The sequence below is a fragment of the Streptomyces triticirhizae genome, assembly GCF_003696235.1.
GTDB classification, from domain to species: Bacteria; Actinomycetota; Actinomycetes; order Streptomycetales; family Streptomycetaceae; genus Streptomyces; species Streptomyces triticirhizae.
Map to the genome: position 1 here is coordinate 13,950 of NZ_RFFJ01000060.1, position 16,011 is coordinate 29,960.

Consider the following 16,011-nt stretch of genomic DNA (forward strand, 5'->3'; position numbering starts at 1 on the left):
ATTCACCGCCCCTTATCGGCGCCGTCCGAAGCGTTTTCCCGGGAACGGCCGGGACGCGCCGAACGGGAACGGTCCGCGCGCCGCACGCGCCCCCGCGCCCCGGCCGTTCCGTCGCGCGCCCCGACCCCGGCTCCACCTCCCCCGCCCGCCGCCCCCCAACTCCCGCCAGCCCGCGCCCCCAACCCCCGCCCACCCGCCTCGCGTTCACCCCGCTGAACGGGCACGGGCCCGGCCGGCGGGGGCGTTTCGCCCTGTCCGGACCCTTGACGCTCCCTTGGGGCACTTCTACAGTTGCCGCGTCTGTTCACCAGAATGGCCCATATTCAAATATGTGAATGGTCGGCTATGCGCATACGTGAGATCCACCTGACCCCCGTCGCCTTCCACGACCCGCCCCTCCTCAACGCGAGCGGCGTCCACGAGCCGTGGGCGCTGCGCACCGTCGTCGAGGTCGTCACCGACGAAGGGCTCAGCGGCCTGGGCGAGACCTATGGCGACCGCTCCCACCTGGAGCGCCTGCGCGCCGTCGCCCCCGCCCTCGTCGGGCTCGACGTGCACGCCCACCACGCGCAGTACGCCGCCGTCGCCGCCACCATCGGCGGCGACGTCTTCGTCGACCAGCACGGCCTGACCGGCGCCGGCAGCAACCAGAAGACCGTGGACGCCGTCTTCTCCCCGTTCGAGGTCGCCTGCCTCGACATCAGGGGCAGGGCCGCCGGGCTGCGCGTCGCCGACCTGCTCGGCGGCCCGGTGCGGGACGCCGTTCCCTACAGCGCCTACCTCTTCTACAAGTGGGCCGCCCACCCCGGCGCGGACGAGGACCGGTTCGGCGCCGCGCTGGACCCCGAGGGCATCGTCGCCCAGGCCCGACTCCTCATCGACGCGTACGGCTTCGGCTCCATCAAGCTCAAGGGCGGCGTCCTGCCGCCCGACGACGAGATCGAGGCCGTGCTCGCGCTGCGCGACGCGTTCCCCGAACTCCCGCTGCGCATCGACCCCAACGCCGCCTGGACGCCCGCCACCTCGATCCGCGTCGGCAAGGCCCTCGACGGCGTGCTGGAGTACCTGGAGGACCCGACCCCCGAGATCGCCGGCATGGCCAAGGTCGCGCCCGAGGTCCCGATGAGGCTGGCCACCAACATGTGCGTGGTCACCCACGCGCACCTGCCGCCCGCCATCGCCCAGGGCGCCATCGGCGTGCTCCTCACCGACCACCACTACTGGGGCGGCCTGCTGCGCTCCACCCAGGTCGCCGCGCTCTGCGACACGTTCGGCCTCGAACTGTCCATGCACTCCAACACCCACCTCGGCATCAGCCTCGCCGCCATGACCCACCTGGCCGCCGCCGTCCCCAACCTCACCCACGCCTGCGACACCCACACCCCCTGGCAGCAGGGCCAGGACGTCGTTCTCCCGGGCGCCCTCCGCTTCGTCGACGGCGCCGTGCCGCTCCCCGAGGCGCCCGGGCTCGGCGTCGAACTCGACCGGGACGCGCTGGCCGCGCTGCACGAGAACTACCTGCGCTGCGGCGTCGAACGCCGGGACGACACCGCCTACATGAGGCGCGCCGACCCGGCGTTCCAGCCCCGGCGCGCGCACTGGTGAGTCGGGCCACGGCCCGGCGCGCAGGCGGCGGGCCCGAACCCGGCCGCCGCCCCCACCTCCCCGCCCCCTCCCCTTAGGAGCCGCGATGTCCGCACTCGACTGGATCGTGGTCGCCGGCTACTTCCTCGTCGTGGTCGCCATCGGCTGGTGGTCCAAGCAACGCGTCCACACCGTGGCCGACTTCTTCACCGCGCGAGGCCGAATACCGTGGTGGCTCTCCGGCATCTCGCACCACATGTCGGGCTACAGCGCGGTGATGTTCGTGGCCTTCGCCGCCGTCGCCTACAACGACGGGATCACCGTCTACTTCTGGTGGCCGCTGACCATCGGCCTCGGCGTCGGCATCGGCGCGTTCCTCTTCGCCGCCCGCTGGAACCGGCTGCGCGCCAAGCACGACGTGAAGTCCCCGCTGGAGTACCTGGCCCGCCGCTACAACCTGCCCACCCAGCAGGTCCTCGCCTACAGCGGCGCCGCGCTCAAGGTCGTGGACATCGCCGCCAAGTGGGTCGCGATCTCCGTCCTGTTGAAGGGCTTCGCCGACATCCCGCTGGAGGTCGGCATCATCTTCACCGGCATCGCCACCATGGCCTACATGACGGTCGGCGGCCTGTGGGCCGACGTGCTGACCGACATGGGCCAGTTCGTGGTCCAGGCGGTCGCCGGCTTCGCGATGCTGGTCGCGGTGATGATCGAACTCGGCGCCGACTTCCCGTTCACCATGTGGGGCGACCTGCCCGACGGCCACGGCGACCCGGTCGCCGGCTCCGTCACCACCTGGCTGATCATCGCGTTCCTCTTCGTGAAGACCTTCGAGTACAACGGCGGCATGTGGAACCTGGCGCAGCGCTACATGGCCGCGCCCTCCGGCACCGAGGCCAGGCGCTCGGCGCTGCTGTCCTGCGGTCTCTGGCTGGTGTGGCCGCTGATCCTGTTCCTGCCGATGGTCGCCGCGCCGCTGATCGTGCCCGGGCTGACCGCCGGCGAGGAGTCCTATGTGGCGCTCTCCAAGGAGCTGTTGCCCGCCGGCCTGATCGGGCTGATGCTGGCCGGGTTCTTCTCCCACACCATGGCGATGGTGGCCTCCGACTCCAACGTGATCACCGCCGTCATCACCCGCGACATCGCGCCCGTGCTGGTGCCGAAGGTCCGCCGCCTCACCGAGCGCGCCCAGCTGACGTTCGCCCGCGTCACCACCGTGCTCTTCGTCAGCCTCAGCATGACGATCGCGATCACCACCAGGGGAGAGGGCTTCGTCCTCGACACCGTGGTACAACTCGTCGCCGCCACCATGGGGCCGATCTCCATCCCGCTGATGCTGGGGCTGCTGCCCTGGTTCCGCAGGATCGGCCCGACGGCGGCGATCGTCTCCTGGGCCGGCGGGCTGCTCGTCTGGTACGTGGTGCGCTACCAGATCGACGGCTCGACGGAGGCCGCGATCGTGGGCCTGCCGCTGCTGACCTCGCTGGTGCTCTACCTGGGCATCGGCTTCCTCAAGCCCGAAGGCACCGCCGAGAGCGAGGAGTTGGTGCTGTCCCTCAACACCGACCCCGACGACGACGGCTCCGAGGAACGGCCGGGCCGCAGCGAGGTCGCGGCCGGCTGACCCGTACCCGCCCGGGGTCTCCCGTCGCCTGCCGGGAGGGGAGACCCCGGGCGCCCGCCGGCCGCCGTCGCGAGGAGTGGACCCGGCCCGCCCGCGTCGCCTCAGGCCGGCCCGGGCGAGACCAGCCCCGTCGCGGTCAGCACCGTGTGGCCGCCCACCGAGACCTCCGACAGCCGGCCCTCCCGCCAGCGGGCCGACGCCTCGATCACGCTGGGCCGGCCCATCGCCACGCCCTGCTCCACCGTGAGCCGCACCTCGCCCGCCGGCTCGGCCGGCTCCCGCCCCGGCCGCGCGACCAGCCCCGCGACCAGCCCGGCCGCCGCCGAGCCGGTCGCCGGGTCCTCGGGCACGCCCATCGACGGCACGAAGCACCGCGCGTACACCCGCCCGCCGTCCGCCAACTCACCGGCGCCGACGTGGAGATCCTCCGCCCAGCCGCCCGCGAGGCCGGCCGCCCAGGCCGCCCGGTCCAGCGCCGCCCGGTCCACCGCGTCCCGCCCGGTCAGCAGCACATAGCAGAACCGCAGCCCCACCCCGCCGTACCAGCAGTCCAGCACCTCCCCCTCGGGCAGCGACAGCGCCGCAGCCACCGCCGCCCGCGCCGGCGGCTCCTCCGCGCGCAGATACGGCGAGGTCAGCGTCAGCCGCGCGAACGAGCCGGCCACCTCGACCGCCACCAGGCCGACGCCCTCCTCGAAGAGCACCCGCCCGCCGGTCGCCGCCGGGTCCAGCAGCCCCTGACCCACCAGCACCGCCGCCGCCCCGACCGTCGGGTGCCCGGCGAACGGCAACTCCCGCTCCGGCGTGAAGATCCGCAGCCTGGCGCTGTGCGCCGGGTCCTCGGGCGGCAGGACGAAGACCGACTCGGAGTAGTTGAACTCCCGCGCCAGCGCCTGGAGCTGGGCGTCGGTGAGGCCGTCGGCCTCCGGCAGCACCGCCAGCTGGTTGCCGCCGAAGGGGCGGTCGGTGAAGACGTCGGCGATGAGGAAGGCGCGCGCGTCGGCAAGTGTGCTCATCGCCCCACCCTACGAACCGGGCCCGCGAAACCCTCTCCCGCGCCGCCGATGAGTTTCCGCGCGGTCCCCGGTCTGCCCTGACAACAGGACAACAACCCCGGCAACTCGCCACCCACCCAGGGAGCTTCCGATGCGGTACATGGTTCAGATCTTCGCCAGGACCGCCACCTTCGACGCCGACATGGCCGCCTACAGCCCCGAGGACATGCGGGCCATGTTCACCTTCATGGAGACGCTCAACAAGGAGCTCCAGGAGCGCGGCGAGTGGGTCGAGGGCCAGGGCCTCGGCGGCCCGAGCGCCGTCACCACCGTCCGCGCCACCGACGGCGGGAAGCCCGAGGTCACCGAGGGCCCGCACGCCGTCACCGAGGACTTCCTCGCCGGCTACTGGGTGATCGACGTCGCCAGCCACGAGCGCGCCGTCGAGATCGCCCACCACATCTCCACCTGTCCCGGCCCCGGCGGCGCCCCCAGCAACGAGCCGGTCGAGCTGCACGCCATCCCGGCCGAGCCGCCGGCCTGACCGGGCGACGGGGGCGGGAGACCACGAGGGCCGGCCCGCCGGCGCGTCGTTCAGCCCGGGTAGCCGGCCACGGCACCCGGCTCGCGCGCCGGCGGACCGACATAGCGCGCGGAGGGGCGCACCAGCCGCCCCGTGCGCTTCTGCTCCAGAATGTGCGCCGACCAGCCGGCCGTCCTGGCACAGGTGAACATCGCCGTGAACATCTCGGCCGGCACCTCGGCGAAGTCCAGCACCACCGCCGCCCAGAACTCGACATTGGTCGCCAGCACCCGGTCCGGCCTCCGCTGGGCCAGCTCGGCCAGCGCCGCGCGCTCCAGCGCCTCCGCGACCTCGAAGCGCGGCGCCCCCAACTCCCGAGCGGTGCGCCGCAACACGCGGGCGCGCGGGTCCTCCGCCCGGTAGACCCGGTGGCCGAAGCCCATCAGCCGCTCGCCGGCGTCCAGCTTCCGCCGCACATAGCCCTCGGCGTCCCCGGTGCGTTCGATCTCCTCCAGCATCCCCAACACCCGCGACGGCGCCCCGCCGTGCAGCGGCCCCGACATCGCGCCCACCGCGCCCGACAGCGCGGCCGCGACGTCGGCGCCCGTCGAGGCGATCACCCGGGCGGTGAACGTCGAGGCGTTCATCCCGTGTTCGGCCGCCGAGATCCAGTAGGCGTCCAACGCCGCGACATGGCGCGGGTCGGGCTCGCCGCGCCAGCGCCGCAGGAACCGTTCGGTGATGGAGTCCGCCCGGTCGATCTCCCGCTGCGGCACCATCGGCAGCCCCGGGCCGCGCGCCGACTGCGCCACGAAGCTCAACGCCATCACCGCGGCCCGCGCCAGGTCGTCCCTGGCCCGCGCCGCGTCGATGTCCAGCAGCGGGCGCAGCCCCCACGCGGGGGAGAGCAGCGCCAACGCGGACTGCACGTCCACCCGGACGTCCCCCGAGCGCACCGGGATCGGGAACGGCTCGGCCGGCGGCAGCCCCGGCTCGAACGCGCCGTCCACCAGCAGGCCCCACACCTGGCCGAAGGACACCGTGCCCACCAGGTGTTCGATGTCCACGCCCCGGTAGCGCAACGAGCCGCCGTCCCGGTCGGGTTCGGCGATCTCCGTCTCGAAGGCGACGACCCCCTCAAGGCCGGGAACGAAGTCGGTCGACATCAGCGGCTCCTCGTGCGGCGGTCCTGCTGGCGCGGACTGTCTGGCGGCCACCTTAACCAGGCGTGTCCACCAGGAAGGGGGCGCGGGAACGAATCCCCGGCGTGGCCGCCACTGTCAGCCCCATGTTGCAAGATATGGGCCGTGTCCCACGCCGAGAACGCCGACCGTCCCCGCCGACCCCGCGCCGGGCGCGGCCCCCGCCCCCGTCGCGGCGCCCCGGCACCGCTCGCCGAGGCCCCCCGCGCCGAGGCCCCGACCCCGTCGATCGCGTCCACCCCGCCCGACGACGCCGCCCCGCGCCCCGACCTCGCGGCGATGCGCGTGCGCTACCGGGCGGCCGGGCTGGGCGAGGAGGAGCTGGCGGACCTGCCGATCGAGCAGTTCCGCCGCTGGTTCGACGACGCCGTCGCCAGCGGGCTCAACGAGCCCAACGCCATGGTGGTGGCCACGGCCGACGCGACGGGCGCGCCCAGCCAGCGCACCGTTCTCCTCAAGGGCTTCGACGAGCGGGGCTTCGTCTTCTTCAGCAACTACGCCTCCCGCAAGGGCCGCGAGATCGAGGCCAACCCGCGCGCCTCGCTGCTGTTCCCCTGGCACCCGATCGCCCGCCAGGTGATCGTCACCGGCACGGTGACCCGCACCGGCAGGGACGAGACGGTGGCGTACTTCCGCACCCGCCCGCACGGCTCGCAGCTGGGCGCCTGGGCCAGCGAGCAGTCGGCGCCCGTCGCCTCCCGCGCGGCGCTCGACGGGATGTACGCGGAGCTGGCCGCCCGTTACCCGGAGGGCGAGGACGTGCCGGCCCCGCCCAACTGGGGCGGCTACCGGGTCGCCCCGGAGACGGTCGAGTTCTGGCAGGGCCGGGCCAACCGGCTCCACGACCGGCTGCGCTACGTCCGCGCCGACGGCGGCTGGTCGGTCGAGCGGCTCTGCCCCTGAACCCGCTGAACCTGCCCCCGCCCTGCCCCTGAACGCAGAAAAACGATCCGCGAGCCTTTGGTCCCCTCGCCCCTGGGGGCTCGGGGAGCCGGCCGGACTTACCGGCGGCTCGCGGATCGGGTGACTGCCTGGGATTGGCCGGCGGCGCCGGCTTCGCCACGTGTCGTGTGAACCAGCGACCTAGGCCGCAGTCACCTCACGCGTCCGGTTGTCATACATTCGCCGAACCACCTCCCTTCTCGTGTACCCCAGACGTTAGGCGACGCCCCCGCCCGGCGCCAAGGGAATTTCGGCCCCCGTTCCGCACCCGTGCGCGGCCCGGGTCTCGGTGCGGCAACGAGATTGGTTGAAACCCTATGTGACGGACGTCACCGTGCAGTTGAATGGTTCGGCGCGCACGCGACCGGTGCCCACTCTCCTGTGCTGGGGGTACAGCAGGTGACCACACACTCCGAGGCAGCCCACTCCAAGGCGCTCCACTCCGAGGCCGCTCGTTCCGGCCACGCCGAGCACCCCGAACGTTCCGGTCCCACCGAACACCGCGATCTCGACGACGAGGCGCCCGCCCCGTTCCTGGTGTCCGACCAGCGGCTGCTGGCCGCGCTGCTCGACGGCATGGAGGCCGCCCTCCTCGCCCTCGACACCACCGGCCGGGTCACCCACTGGAACGAGCGCGCCACCCGGCTGCTGGGCTGGCCGGCGGCCCAGGCCGTCGGCCGCGAGGGCCTCGGCGGCTGGCTGGTCCGCGACGCGGACGCCGACGACATCACCCGCCGCCTGCTGTCCGTCCTGCGGACAGCGCCCGGCGGGCCGAACGGCCCCAGCCGCCAGACGCGGGAGATCCCCCTCTTCCGCGCGGACGGCTCCCGGGTCCTGATGCGCGCCACCACCACGGCCGTCCGCGACGCCGAGGGGCGGCCCGTCGGCGTCTACTGCGCCTTCGGCGAGGCGCTCGCCCAACTCGACCTGGAGCGCAACCTCGCCCTGAGCGACGCGCTGCTCGGCGACGCCCCCTTCGGGATGCTGCTCGTCGACCCCGACCTGCGCACCGTCGCGGTCAACGGCCGTGCGGCGTCGGCGCTTTCGGTCGCCCAGGTCGACATGCTGGGGGAGCCGCTGGCGGAGTTCATCACCGCCGGCCTCGACGAACTGGAGAGCGCGCTGGAGCACACCCTGGCCGGCCAGCCGCCCAGGGAGCCCGTCGAGCTGTGGCTGACCCTGCGCGACGACCAACTCGGCGCCGGCCCCGCCCCGTTCGGCGCGGGACCGACGGAGGAACGCCGCTGCCTGGTGAGCGGCTTCCTCCAACTCGGCTCCCCGGTCACCGGCGACCCGGTGCCGCTCGGCGTGGCCTGGGTCTTCCAGGACGCCACCCAGGCCAAGCGGGTCGGTCAGGGCGCGGCCAGGCAACGGTTCCGCGACAGCCAGCTCAGCCGCGCCGCCCGGGCGGCCGCCGACTGCGCCGACCCGCTGGACGCCGCCGTGCTGCACCTGCACTACGCGCTGCCCGGCTTCGCCGAACACGCGCTGCTCGACGTCACCGGCGAGGGCGGCGGGCTGGTCCGGATCGCCGAGAGCCCCGGCACCTTCGCCGGCCGGGAGAGCACGCGGGGGCTGGTCATCCGGTACCGCGCCGGGCACCCGGCCCTCCAGGCCGTGGACTGCGCGGTGCCGGTCCGCGCCACCGGAGGCGTCTCCCGGTCCGCCTGGGCGCAGGACCACCGCTGGCCGGCCGACGCGGAGCACGCGCTGTGCGTTCCGCTGCGCAGCAGGGGCCGGGTGCTGGGCGCCCTCACCTTCCTGCGCGGGGCCGGCCGCCGCCCGTTCGACCGCCTCGACGCCGCCTACGGCGAGGAGGTCGCCCTGCGCGTCGGCGCCGCCATCGACCTCTCCCGCCTCCTCGGCGGCTGCTGACCGGTCCGGACGCTCAGGCCCCGCGGCGCCGCCCGCGGCCGGCGAAGCCGCGCAGGGACCGCAGGAAGTCGATCTCCCGGAAGGCCGGCCAGTAGGCGTCGCAGAAGTACAGCTCCGAGTGGGCGCTCTGCCACAGCAGGAAGTTCGACATCCGCTGTTCGCCGCTGGTCCTGATGATGAGGTCGGGGTCGGGGTGGCCCGTGACATACAGGTGGCCGGCCAGATCCTCGGCGGTCAACTCGTCGGCCACCTCGCCCAGTTCCCGCCCGGCGGCGGCCCGCTCGTGCAGCAGGTCGCGCACGGCGTCCACCACCTCCTGCCGGCCGCCGTAGCCGATGGCCAACGTCAGGTGCGCGCCGGTCGGGCAGTCGCGGGTGGCCTCGACGGCCTCCTTCAGGGCACGCGCGGTGGAGTCGGGCAGGAGGTCGAGTGAGCCGGCGACATGCAGCCGCCAACGGGCGTCCGGGCGGGCGAGGTGCTCGGCGGCGACCCGCTCGATGATCCGCATGAGCGACGCGACCTCCGCCTCACCGCGCCCGGTGAGGTTCTCCGTGGAACAGACGAACACGGTGACGTGCCGGATCGCCAACGCCTCGCACCAGGAGAGGACCTCCTCGACATGGTCGGCGCCCCGCTGGTGGCCCAGGCCCGGGTGGGCGAGGCCCATCTGACGGGCCCAGCGCCGGTTGCCGTCCATGATCAACCCGATGTGTTCCGGCAACGGGCCCGCGGCGACCCGCCGGCGCAGCCGCCTGGTGTAGAGGGTGTAGAGGGGCGAGGAGGGACGCATGACGCTCTTCTTTCGGCCGGGTTGGTCGCGGGTCGCGGCACGGGGCCGCGCCCCGGCGGGGGGTCAGCGGCGCCAGAGGATCTGGTCGCTGTGTTCGCGGTAGACGCGCTCGTTCCACGCGCCGCCGCCGTCCACGTTGGCCGAGCGGAGCAGCGGCGGTTCGATGCCGCGTTCCGCGAGGCGGCCGGCGGCCTCCGCGAAGACCGCCTGGAGCAGCGCGCACGTCACCACCGTGGAGGCCGGGGCGAAGGGTGCCCCGATGCCCTCGCTGGTGAGCGTCGCGTCGCCGATCGGGATGGCGCTGTCGAGGACGAGGTCGCAGTGGTCCTTGAGGAACGTCCCCGAGGGGTGGCGGGAAGCGGTGCCGGTGGCGTAGCCGACGGAGGTGACGCCGAGCACGGTCAGCCCCCGTTCCCGCGCGTGCTGGGCCAGCTCGATCGGCAGGGTGTTCCGGCCGGAGAGCGAGATCACGATGAGCAGGTCGCCGGGGGCCGCCGGGCTGTTGTCGAGGGTGGCGGGAGCCAGCCCGCTGACCCGTTCCAGCGCGCTGCCCAGGGTGGCCGGGGAGACGTCGACGCCGGTGGTGCCGGGGATGGCCAGAAGATTGACCAGGGCCATCCCCCCTGCCCGGTAGACTAGGTCCTGGGCGGGGAGTGCCGAGTGTCCGGCGCCGCTGGCGAACACCTTGCCGCCGCCGCTCACCGTGTTGGCGATCAGTGTGGCGGCCTCGGCGATGTTCCCCGCCTCCTGGTCTCTGACCCGGCACAGCAGCTCGATCGCGGCATCGAAGAACTGGTGGGCGAGGGTTTCTTCGCGCATCTGCGGGCGTCCCTTGCTGTGTAGGCCGGCGGCGGTCCGGGGCTTGGTCAAGGCACACCGTAATGGTCCAGACCAGTTCGGTGTCAATATGTGCGCTGGGTCGCCCGCGGCCGGGTCCGTTGTCGGCGCAGTGCGTCAGAATTGCAACAGGGCCACCGCACGAGAAATCGAGGGGCACTTATGTCCGGACTGATCGACACCACCGAGATGTACCTCCGCACCATTCTGGAGCTGGAGGAAGAAGGGGTGGTTCCGATGCGTGCCCGCATCGCCGAGCGGCTTGAGCAGAGCGGCCCCACGGTGAGCCAGACGGTGGCCAGGATGGAGCGGGACGGCCTGCTCACCATCGCCGGCGACCGGCATCTGGAGCTGACCGAGGAGGGGCGCCGGCTGGCCCAGCGGGTGATGCGCAAGCACAGGCTCGCCGAGTGTCTGCTGGTCGACGTGATCGGCCTGGAGTGGGAGCAGGTGCACGCCGAGGCGTGCCGTTGGGAGCACGTGATGAGCGACGCCGTGGAGCGGCGGGTGCTGGAGCTGCTGAACCACCCGACGGAGTCCCCCTACGGGAACCCGATCCCCGGCCTTGAGGAGCTGGGGGAGAAGGGCGCGCCCGATCCGTTCCTCGCCGAGGGCGTGGTGGCGCTCTCGGAGCTGGACGTGGACGGCGGCAAGACCGTGATCGTTCGGCGGATCGGGGAGCCCGTGCAGACGGACGCCCAGGTGATGCACACGCTGCGGCGGGCGGGCGTGCAGCCCGGCGCCTCGGTGAGCGTGACCTCGGCCGGGGCCGGCGCCGTCCAGGTGGGCAGTGGCGGCGAGTCGGCCGAGCTGGAGCAGCAGGTCGCGATGCACGTCTTCGTCGCCAAGGCCTGAGCCGGGGCCCGAGCCGGGGCGGCTGGCGGAGCGCGCACGCGGCGCGGAGAGCGCGTCGAACGGGCGCGGGGACCTGAGGGTTCCCGCGCCCGTTCCGTGTGTCCGCGCACCCTCCCGGGCCCCGCCACCGTTCGAACGGCCCCTGCCGCGCGGCCCGTTGCGTCAACTCTGGTCAACTCCCTCGCTCCATCGGGTGAGATGCCCTCGACACCGGCCATGCTCGAATACCTGTTCGGTATTCTGGGGTGGCGATGACCGGGAGACGGGAAGGAGGGGCGGGCCGATGGGGCGAGCGATCGAGGTGCGAGGGTTCGGCGAACTGCCGTTGGTGGCGCGGGAGTTCGGGCGAGGTCCGGGGGGCAGGCCGGGGGCCCTGTTGCTGCACGGGCTGATGGGGCACGCGGGGCACTGGGAGGAGACGGGGCGCTGGCTCGCCTCGCGGTTCCGGGCCGTCGCGCTGGACCAGCGGGGGCACGGCCGCAGTGGCAAGCCGCCGGGCGGTCCGTTCGACGGGGCGGCCTTCGTCGCGGACGCGGAGGCGGTGGTGGAGCGGCTCGGCCTGGCGCCGGTGCTGCTGGTCGGGCACGGCATGGGGGCGCTCACGGCCTGGCGGCTGGCGGCCCGCCGGCCGGATCTGGTGCGGGCGCTGGTGATCTGCGAGATGCGGGCCTCCGCGATCGGCGCCGAGGCGCAGCGCCGCTGGCGGCGCTGGTTGGGCTCCTGGCCGCTGCCGTTCTCCTCGGTCGAGGAGGTCCGCGCCTGGTTCGGCGAGCGCGATCCTTCGCTCAACGCCCCGCAGCCGGCCCGGGGTTGGTTCTTCGGGGAGGTGATGGCGCGGCGGCCGGACGGCTGGCGGCCGGTCTTCAGCCGGGACCAGATCCGGGAGATCAGGGAGGGCTTCGCGCACGACGCGCACTGGGAGGAGTTGGCGGAGGTCTCCTGCCCCACGCTGGTGGTGCGCGGCGTGGACGGCGAGTTGGGGCGGGCGGAGGCGCGGGAGATGGTGCGGGCGCTGCCCCGTGGCCGGTACGCGGATGCGCCGGGAGCTGGGCACTTGCCGCAAAGGGAGCGGCCGACCGCATGGCGGGAGACTCTCCGGCATTTCGTCGAGGGCGCGTTGATAACGTGACCCCTGGTGCCGACGTGGGTTGGTGCCTCTTGATGATCCTTTCACTCTCTCACCGGGGGGCCCGATGAGTCTCATAACCCGACGCACCCGTGTGGCCGCGGCCGCCATGGCCACGGCCGCGATGGTCGCGCTGGCCGGCTGTTCCAGCGACGACAGCAACGAGGAGGAGAACTCCTCCACCGAGTCCGAAAGCCCCGCCGAGGAGCAGCCGGGCGACGACGAGGAGACCGGTGGTGACGCCTTCGGCGGCGCCTCGGCCGACGAGATCGCCGACCAGGCCTTCGACGCCCTGATGGGCGCCGACTCCCTCCGCATGGTTGGCGACATCGACCAGGCCGGCGAGCAGATGGGGATCGACCTCCACCTCAGCCGCGACGGCGACTGCGCGGGCTCCATCTCGATGAGTTCGCAAGGTTCCTTCGAGATCATCAAGCTGGGCGACGAGGCGTGGCTGCGCCCCGACACCCAGTTCTGGCAGACCGCCGCCGGCATCTCCGACCAGGAGATCCTCGGCCAGCTCGACGGGTTCTTCCTCTACGGCCCCGCCAACGAGGAGCCGATGAACTCGTCCGTCGAGTCGTGCAACCTGGAGTCCTTCCTCTCCGAGATGGGCCCGGGCGCCTCCGCCACCGGGATGACGCTGGGCGACCCGACCGAGGTCGACGGCACCCCCGTCGTCACGCTCAACGAGGGCGAGGACGCCACCATCCTGGTCGCCAGCGAGGGCGAGCCGTTCCCCCTCCGCATCGAGAACCGGGACGCCACCACCGGGGCCGGCACGATCGACTTCAGCGCGTTCAACGAGCCGGTGCCGAGCGACCGGCCGTCGGACGCCGAGGTCATCACCATCGAGGACCTCCAGTCCGGCGCGTTCCTGGGCTGACGCCGCCCGGTCAGGGCGCCGCCCGCTCACGGGCCCGAAGCGGCCGGCCCGCCCCCGCGGTCGGGGGCGGGCCGGCCGTCGTCGTCTCCGGGGCGGCGGTCAGCCGGCCGGGTCAGGCCCTGGTCACCGCCGCGAGGATCTCCGGCAGGGTGGCCGCCGTGCGGCGGGCCGCCAGCACCAGCGCCAGCCAGCACAGGCCCCCGCCCCAGACGAGCCCCACCGGCGGCAGCAACCAGCCGGCGGGCTCGCCGTGCAACGCGTTCGCCAACAGCCAGACCGGCACCGTCAACACGCCCCCGACCACCATCCCGAGCAGGATGCCGCCCCAGGCCAGCCCGCCCTGCCCCGGCGCGGCGTTCTTCATCGCGCCCTCCTGTGGGATCGAGTACGGCAGCCAGGCCGTGGTCACCGCGCCCAGCGCCAACAGCGCGCCCATCAGCGCCAGACAGAGCCCCAGGCCGGTCGGCAGCGACTCCCAGTCGTCGAAGAGCGCCGCCGTCCCCAGCACCACCACCAGCAGCAGCGGCAGCCCCAGCAGGCAGATCGCCAGGGTCCTGGCCCGCAGCTCGACGAAAGCGTCCCTCGGCGACTGGATGGTCTGCGCCACCAGCCAGAAGGCGCTGTAGTCGCCGCCGAACTGGTTGTACATCAACAGCCCCAGCATCCCGGCGGCCCAGCAGGCCAGATAGACGCTGCCCTGGCCCTGGAGGCCGAACACCACCGGCAGCAGCAGCGCCATGCCGAGCGAGGTGGCCCAGCTCATCTTGGCCTTGGGGTCGCGCCAGGCGTGCCGCAGCACCCGCACGATCACCGTGCCGGTGCGGCCGGTCGGCAGCCAGCCGGTCAACCCCCGCTCGCGGCCGGCGCGTTCGCGCCCGGCGGCGTCCGGCGCCGGCTGGAGGGTCGAGGCGTCGGGCGCGGTGAGCAACGCGGTCAGGGTGCGCCGCCACCACAGCAACAGCAGCACCCAGGAGGCGGCGGTCGCGGCCAGCGCCAGCGCGGCCCACGCCGTCGAGCCCTCGTCCGCCAGCCGCACCGCCCGCGCGGCGGTGGCCGGCGGCAGCCAACCCAGCACGTCGGCCATGGTGCGCATCGGCGCCAGGCTGCCGTCCTCGTCGGTCATCCGGCTCAGCCCCAGGTTGAGCCCCTGGAGGCCGAACGCCACCACAAGACCGCTCAGCACGGCCAGGTCGCGGCCCCTGCGGCTGGTCAACAGCCGGGCGTTGGCGGTGGCCAGGGCCCGGGTGAGGGTGACGCAGAAGAGCAACGTCAGCGGCGCCGCGACCACGGCGGCCAGCGCCGCCGCCCCGCCGTGCACCGCCACCAGCATCGAGCCGAGCACCAGCAGCAGCGTGAACAGCGGCCCGGCGCCGACCAGTCCGCTGGTCAGCTGCGCGACCAGCAGCGGGCCCGGGCGCAGCGGCAGCATCGCCAGGCGGCCCGGGTCCAGGGTCTCGTCCACCCCGATGAACAGCGGCAGGAACATCCAGCCGAGGGCGATCATCGCCACCAGCACCACGCCGGTGTCGGGCCCGTACTCGTTGCCGCGCAGCGCCAGCATCCCCAACAGCCCCAGGGCGCCGAAGAGAACGGCCAGCACGAGGGTGCCGACGAACGCGGTGGACCGGCCCGACGACTGCCGCATCCCGTTCCGCAGCAGCGCCAGCTTGAGCCGGACGAAGACGCCGGTGATGGCGCCCGTGGACAGCGCGGCGGGACGCCGGGCGGTCGGCTCGGCCGCGCTCATCCGGCGCCGCCCAGCCAGTCGAGCCGGGTGCCGGCTGGGTTGCCCTGGGCGCCGACGAGTTCGAGGAACGCGTGGTGCAGCGACTCGGCGTCCCCGCGCACCTCGGCGGTCGGCCCGTGCGCCCTGATGCGGCCCGCCGCCATCACCGCGACCCAGTCGCAGAGCGACTCGACCAGCTCCATCACATGGCTGGAGAAGACGACGGTGGCGCCCGACGCGATATAGCGCTCCAGCACGCCCCTGATGACCTGCGCGGAGACCGGGTCCACGCCCTCGAACGGCTCGTCAAGGAAGAGCACTTCCGGGTTGTGGAGCAGCGCGGTGGCCAGGCCGATCTTCTTGCGCATCCCGGTCGAGTAGTCGACGACCAGCTTGTGTTGCGCGGTCGACAGGTCGAGGACGTCGAGCAGTTGGTCGCCGCGGCGTTCCAGCTCGGCCGGGTCCAGGCCGCGCATCCGGCCCATGTAGGTGAGCAGCTCCCGCCCGGAGAGCCGCTCGAAGAGCCGCAGGCCCTCGGGCAGCACCCCGATCCTGGCCTTGATGTCGACCGGGTCCCGCCAGACGTCCCGGCCGACCACCTCGACCGTGCCGGAGTCGGGCCTCAGCAGTCCGGTGAGCATCGACAGGGTGGTGGTCTTGCCGGCGCCGTTGGGCCCCACCAGGCCGACGAAGTGGCCGGCCGGCAGGTCGAGATCAACCCCGGAGACGGCCACCTGCTCCCCGAAGCTCTTCCACAGCCCGCGCACCCGCACCGCGACCCGACGCTCCGCGTTCACGGGCGCCTCGGACGGCGCGGGTGGCGCGGTCCCCGATATGGGGACTTCGGGGGCCGTGGGCGAGAGGTCCTTTTCCCCGTTGTCAGTCATGCCGCACACCTTATAGACCCGGTTGGAACGGTCGGTTCCGCTCCGCGGGGGCGGCCGTGGCCGCCGCGCACGCGGCGCCGGACCGGCGCGTATGGCGCGCGATCAGCGCGCGGCACTGGGCAACGCGCCCCCGCCCCCGAGGGGCCGCGCGCCCCCGCG

At 73.5% G+C, this 16,011-nt stretch carries 14 protein-coding genes; 8 read left to right on the forward strand and 6 right to left on the reverse strand.

All coding sequences use genetic code 11. From position 1 onward, the window contains the following. Positions 1 to 345: 345 nt before the first annotated feature. Together EBN88_RS13105 and EBN88_RS13110 are read left to right on the forward strand one after the other, a co-directional pair. Positions 346 to 1,605, forward strand: a complete 1,260-nt coding sequence (locus EBN88_RS13105; protein ID WP_122184035.1) for a glucarate dehydratase family protein — start codon at positions 346 to 348, stop codon at positions 1,603 to 1,605. A gap of 85 nt (positions 1,606 to 1,690) precedes the next feature. Then, the gene (locus EBN88_RS13110; RefSeq protein WP_122184036.1) at positions 1,691 to 3,208 is read left to right on the forward strand and encodes a sodium:solute symporter family protein; all 1,518 of its coding nucleotides are present in this window, start codon (positions 1,691 to 1,693) and stop codon (positions 3,206 to 3,208) included. 101 nt (positions 3,209 to 3,309) lie between these two features. Here the strand turns inward: EBN88_RS13110 and EBN88_RS13115 are convergent, their stop codons facing one another. Beyond that, entirely contained in the window at positions 3,310 to 4,224 is a 915-nt protein-coding gene (locus tag EBN88_RS13115; protein WP_122184037.1) for a PhzF family phenazine biosynthesis protein, read from the reverse strand. A gap of 130 nt (positions 4,225 to 4,354) precedes the next feature. Here EBN88_RS13115 and EBN88_RS13120 point away from each other — a divergent pair, with 130 nt between their 5' ends. Next, on the forward strand, positions 4,355 to 4,747 hold the full coding sequence (locus tag EBN88_RS13120) for a YciI family protein (protein WP_233580638.1): 393 nt from the start codon (positions 4,355 to 4,357) through the stop codon (positions 4,745 to 4,747). A 50-nt stretch (positions 4,748 to 4,797) separates the two neighbouring features. Here the strand turns inward: EBN88_RS13120 and EBN88_RS13125 are convergent, their stop codons facing one another. Then, entirely contained in the window at positions 4,798 to 5,892 is a 1,095-nt protein-coding gene (locus EBN88_RS13125; protein ID WP_122184038.1) for a citrate synthase 2, read from the reverse strand. 315 nt (positions 5,893 to 6,207) lie between these two features. On the opposite strand from EBN88_RS13125, the gene pdxH reads away from it, so the two are divergent. Further along, entirely contained in the window at positions 6,208 to 6,831 is a 624-nt protein-coding gene (pdxH, locus tag EBN88_RS13130; protein WP_122184048.1) for a pyridoxamine 5'-phosphate oxidase, read from the forward strand. Positions 6,832 to 7,269: 438 nt separating this feature from the next. Then, the gene (locus EBN88_RS13135) at positions 7,270 to 8,745 is read left to right on the forward strand and encodes a PAS domain-containing protein (RefSeq protein WP_233580639.1); all 1,476 of its coding nucleotides are present in this window, start codon (positions 7,270 to 7,272) and stop codon (positions 8,743 to 8,745) included. 13 nt (positions 8,746 to 8,758) lie between these two features. Here EBN88_RS13135 and uppS read toward each other — a convergent pair whose 3' ends face one another. Together uppS and EBN88_RS13145 are read right to left on the reverse strand one after the other, a co-directional pair. Further along, a complete protein-coding gene (gene uppS, locus EBN88_RS13140) occupies positions 8,759 to 9,535 on the reverse strand; it encodes a polyprenyl diphosphate synthase (protein WP_122184039.1) in 777 nt (258 codons plus the stop codon). A gap of 63 nt (positions 9,536 to 9,598) precedes the next feature. Next, positions 9,599 to 10,354 (reverse strand): SIS domain-containing protein, encoded by a 756-nt coding sequence (locus EBN88_RS13145; protein ID WP_122184040.1) that lies wholly within the window; start codon positions 10,352 to 10,354, stop codon positions 9,599 to 9,601. Positions 10,355 to 10,534: 180 nt separating this feature from the next. Here EBN88_RS13145 and EBN88_RS13150 point away from each other — a divergent pair, with 180 nt between their 5' ends. The 3 genes from EBN88_RS13150 (at position 10,535) to EBN88_RS13160 (ending at position 13,239) form a co-directional block, all read left to right on the forward strand. Further along, the gene (locus EBN88_RS13150) at positions 10,535 to 11,227 is read left to right on the forward strand and encodes a metal-dependent transcriptional regulator (RefSeq protein WP_122184041.1); all 693 of its coding nucleotides are present in this window, start codon (positions 10,535 to 10,537) and stop codon (positions 11,225 to 11,227) included. A 283-nt stretch (positions 11,228 to 11,510) separates the two neighbouring features. Then, positions 11,511 to 12,356 (forward strand): alpha/beta fold hydrolase, encoded by an 846-nt coding sequence (locus tag EBN88_RS13155; protein ID WP_122184042.1) that lies wholly within the window; start codon positions 11,511 to 11,513, stop codon positions 12,354 to 12,356. A gap of 64 nt (positions 12,357 to 12,420) precedes the next feature. After that, a complete protein-coding gene (locus EBN88_RS13160) occupies positions 12,421 to 13,239 on the forward strand; it encodes a hypothetical protein (RefSeq protein ID WP_147472713.1) in 819 nt (272 codons plus the stop codon). A gap of 112 nt (positions 13,240 to 13,351) precedes the next feature. Here EBN88_RS13160 and EBN88_RS13165 read toward each other — a convergent pair whose 3' ends face one another. Together EBN88_RS13165 and EBN88_RS13170 are read right to left on the reverse strand one after the other, a co-directional pair. Continuing rightward, positions 13,352 to 14,986: a transporter gene (locus tag EBN88_RS13165; protein WP_122184044.1), complete on the reverse strand. Its 1,635-nt coding sequence runs from the start codon at positions 14,984 to 14,986 to the stop codon at positions 13,352 to 13,354. Further along, entirely contained in the window at positions 14,983 to 15,852 is an 870-nt protein-coding gene (locus tag EBN88_RS13170; RefSeq protein WP_122184045.1) for an ABC transporter ATP-binding protein, read from the reverse strand. The genes EBN88_RS13165 and EBN88_RS13170 overlap by 4 nt, the downstream gene beginning before the upstream one ends. Positions 15,853 to 16,011 lie beyond the last annotated feature (159 nt).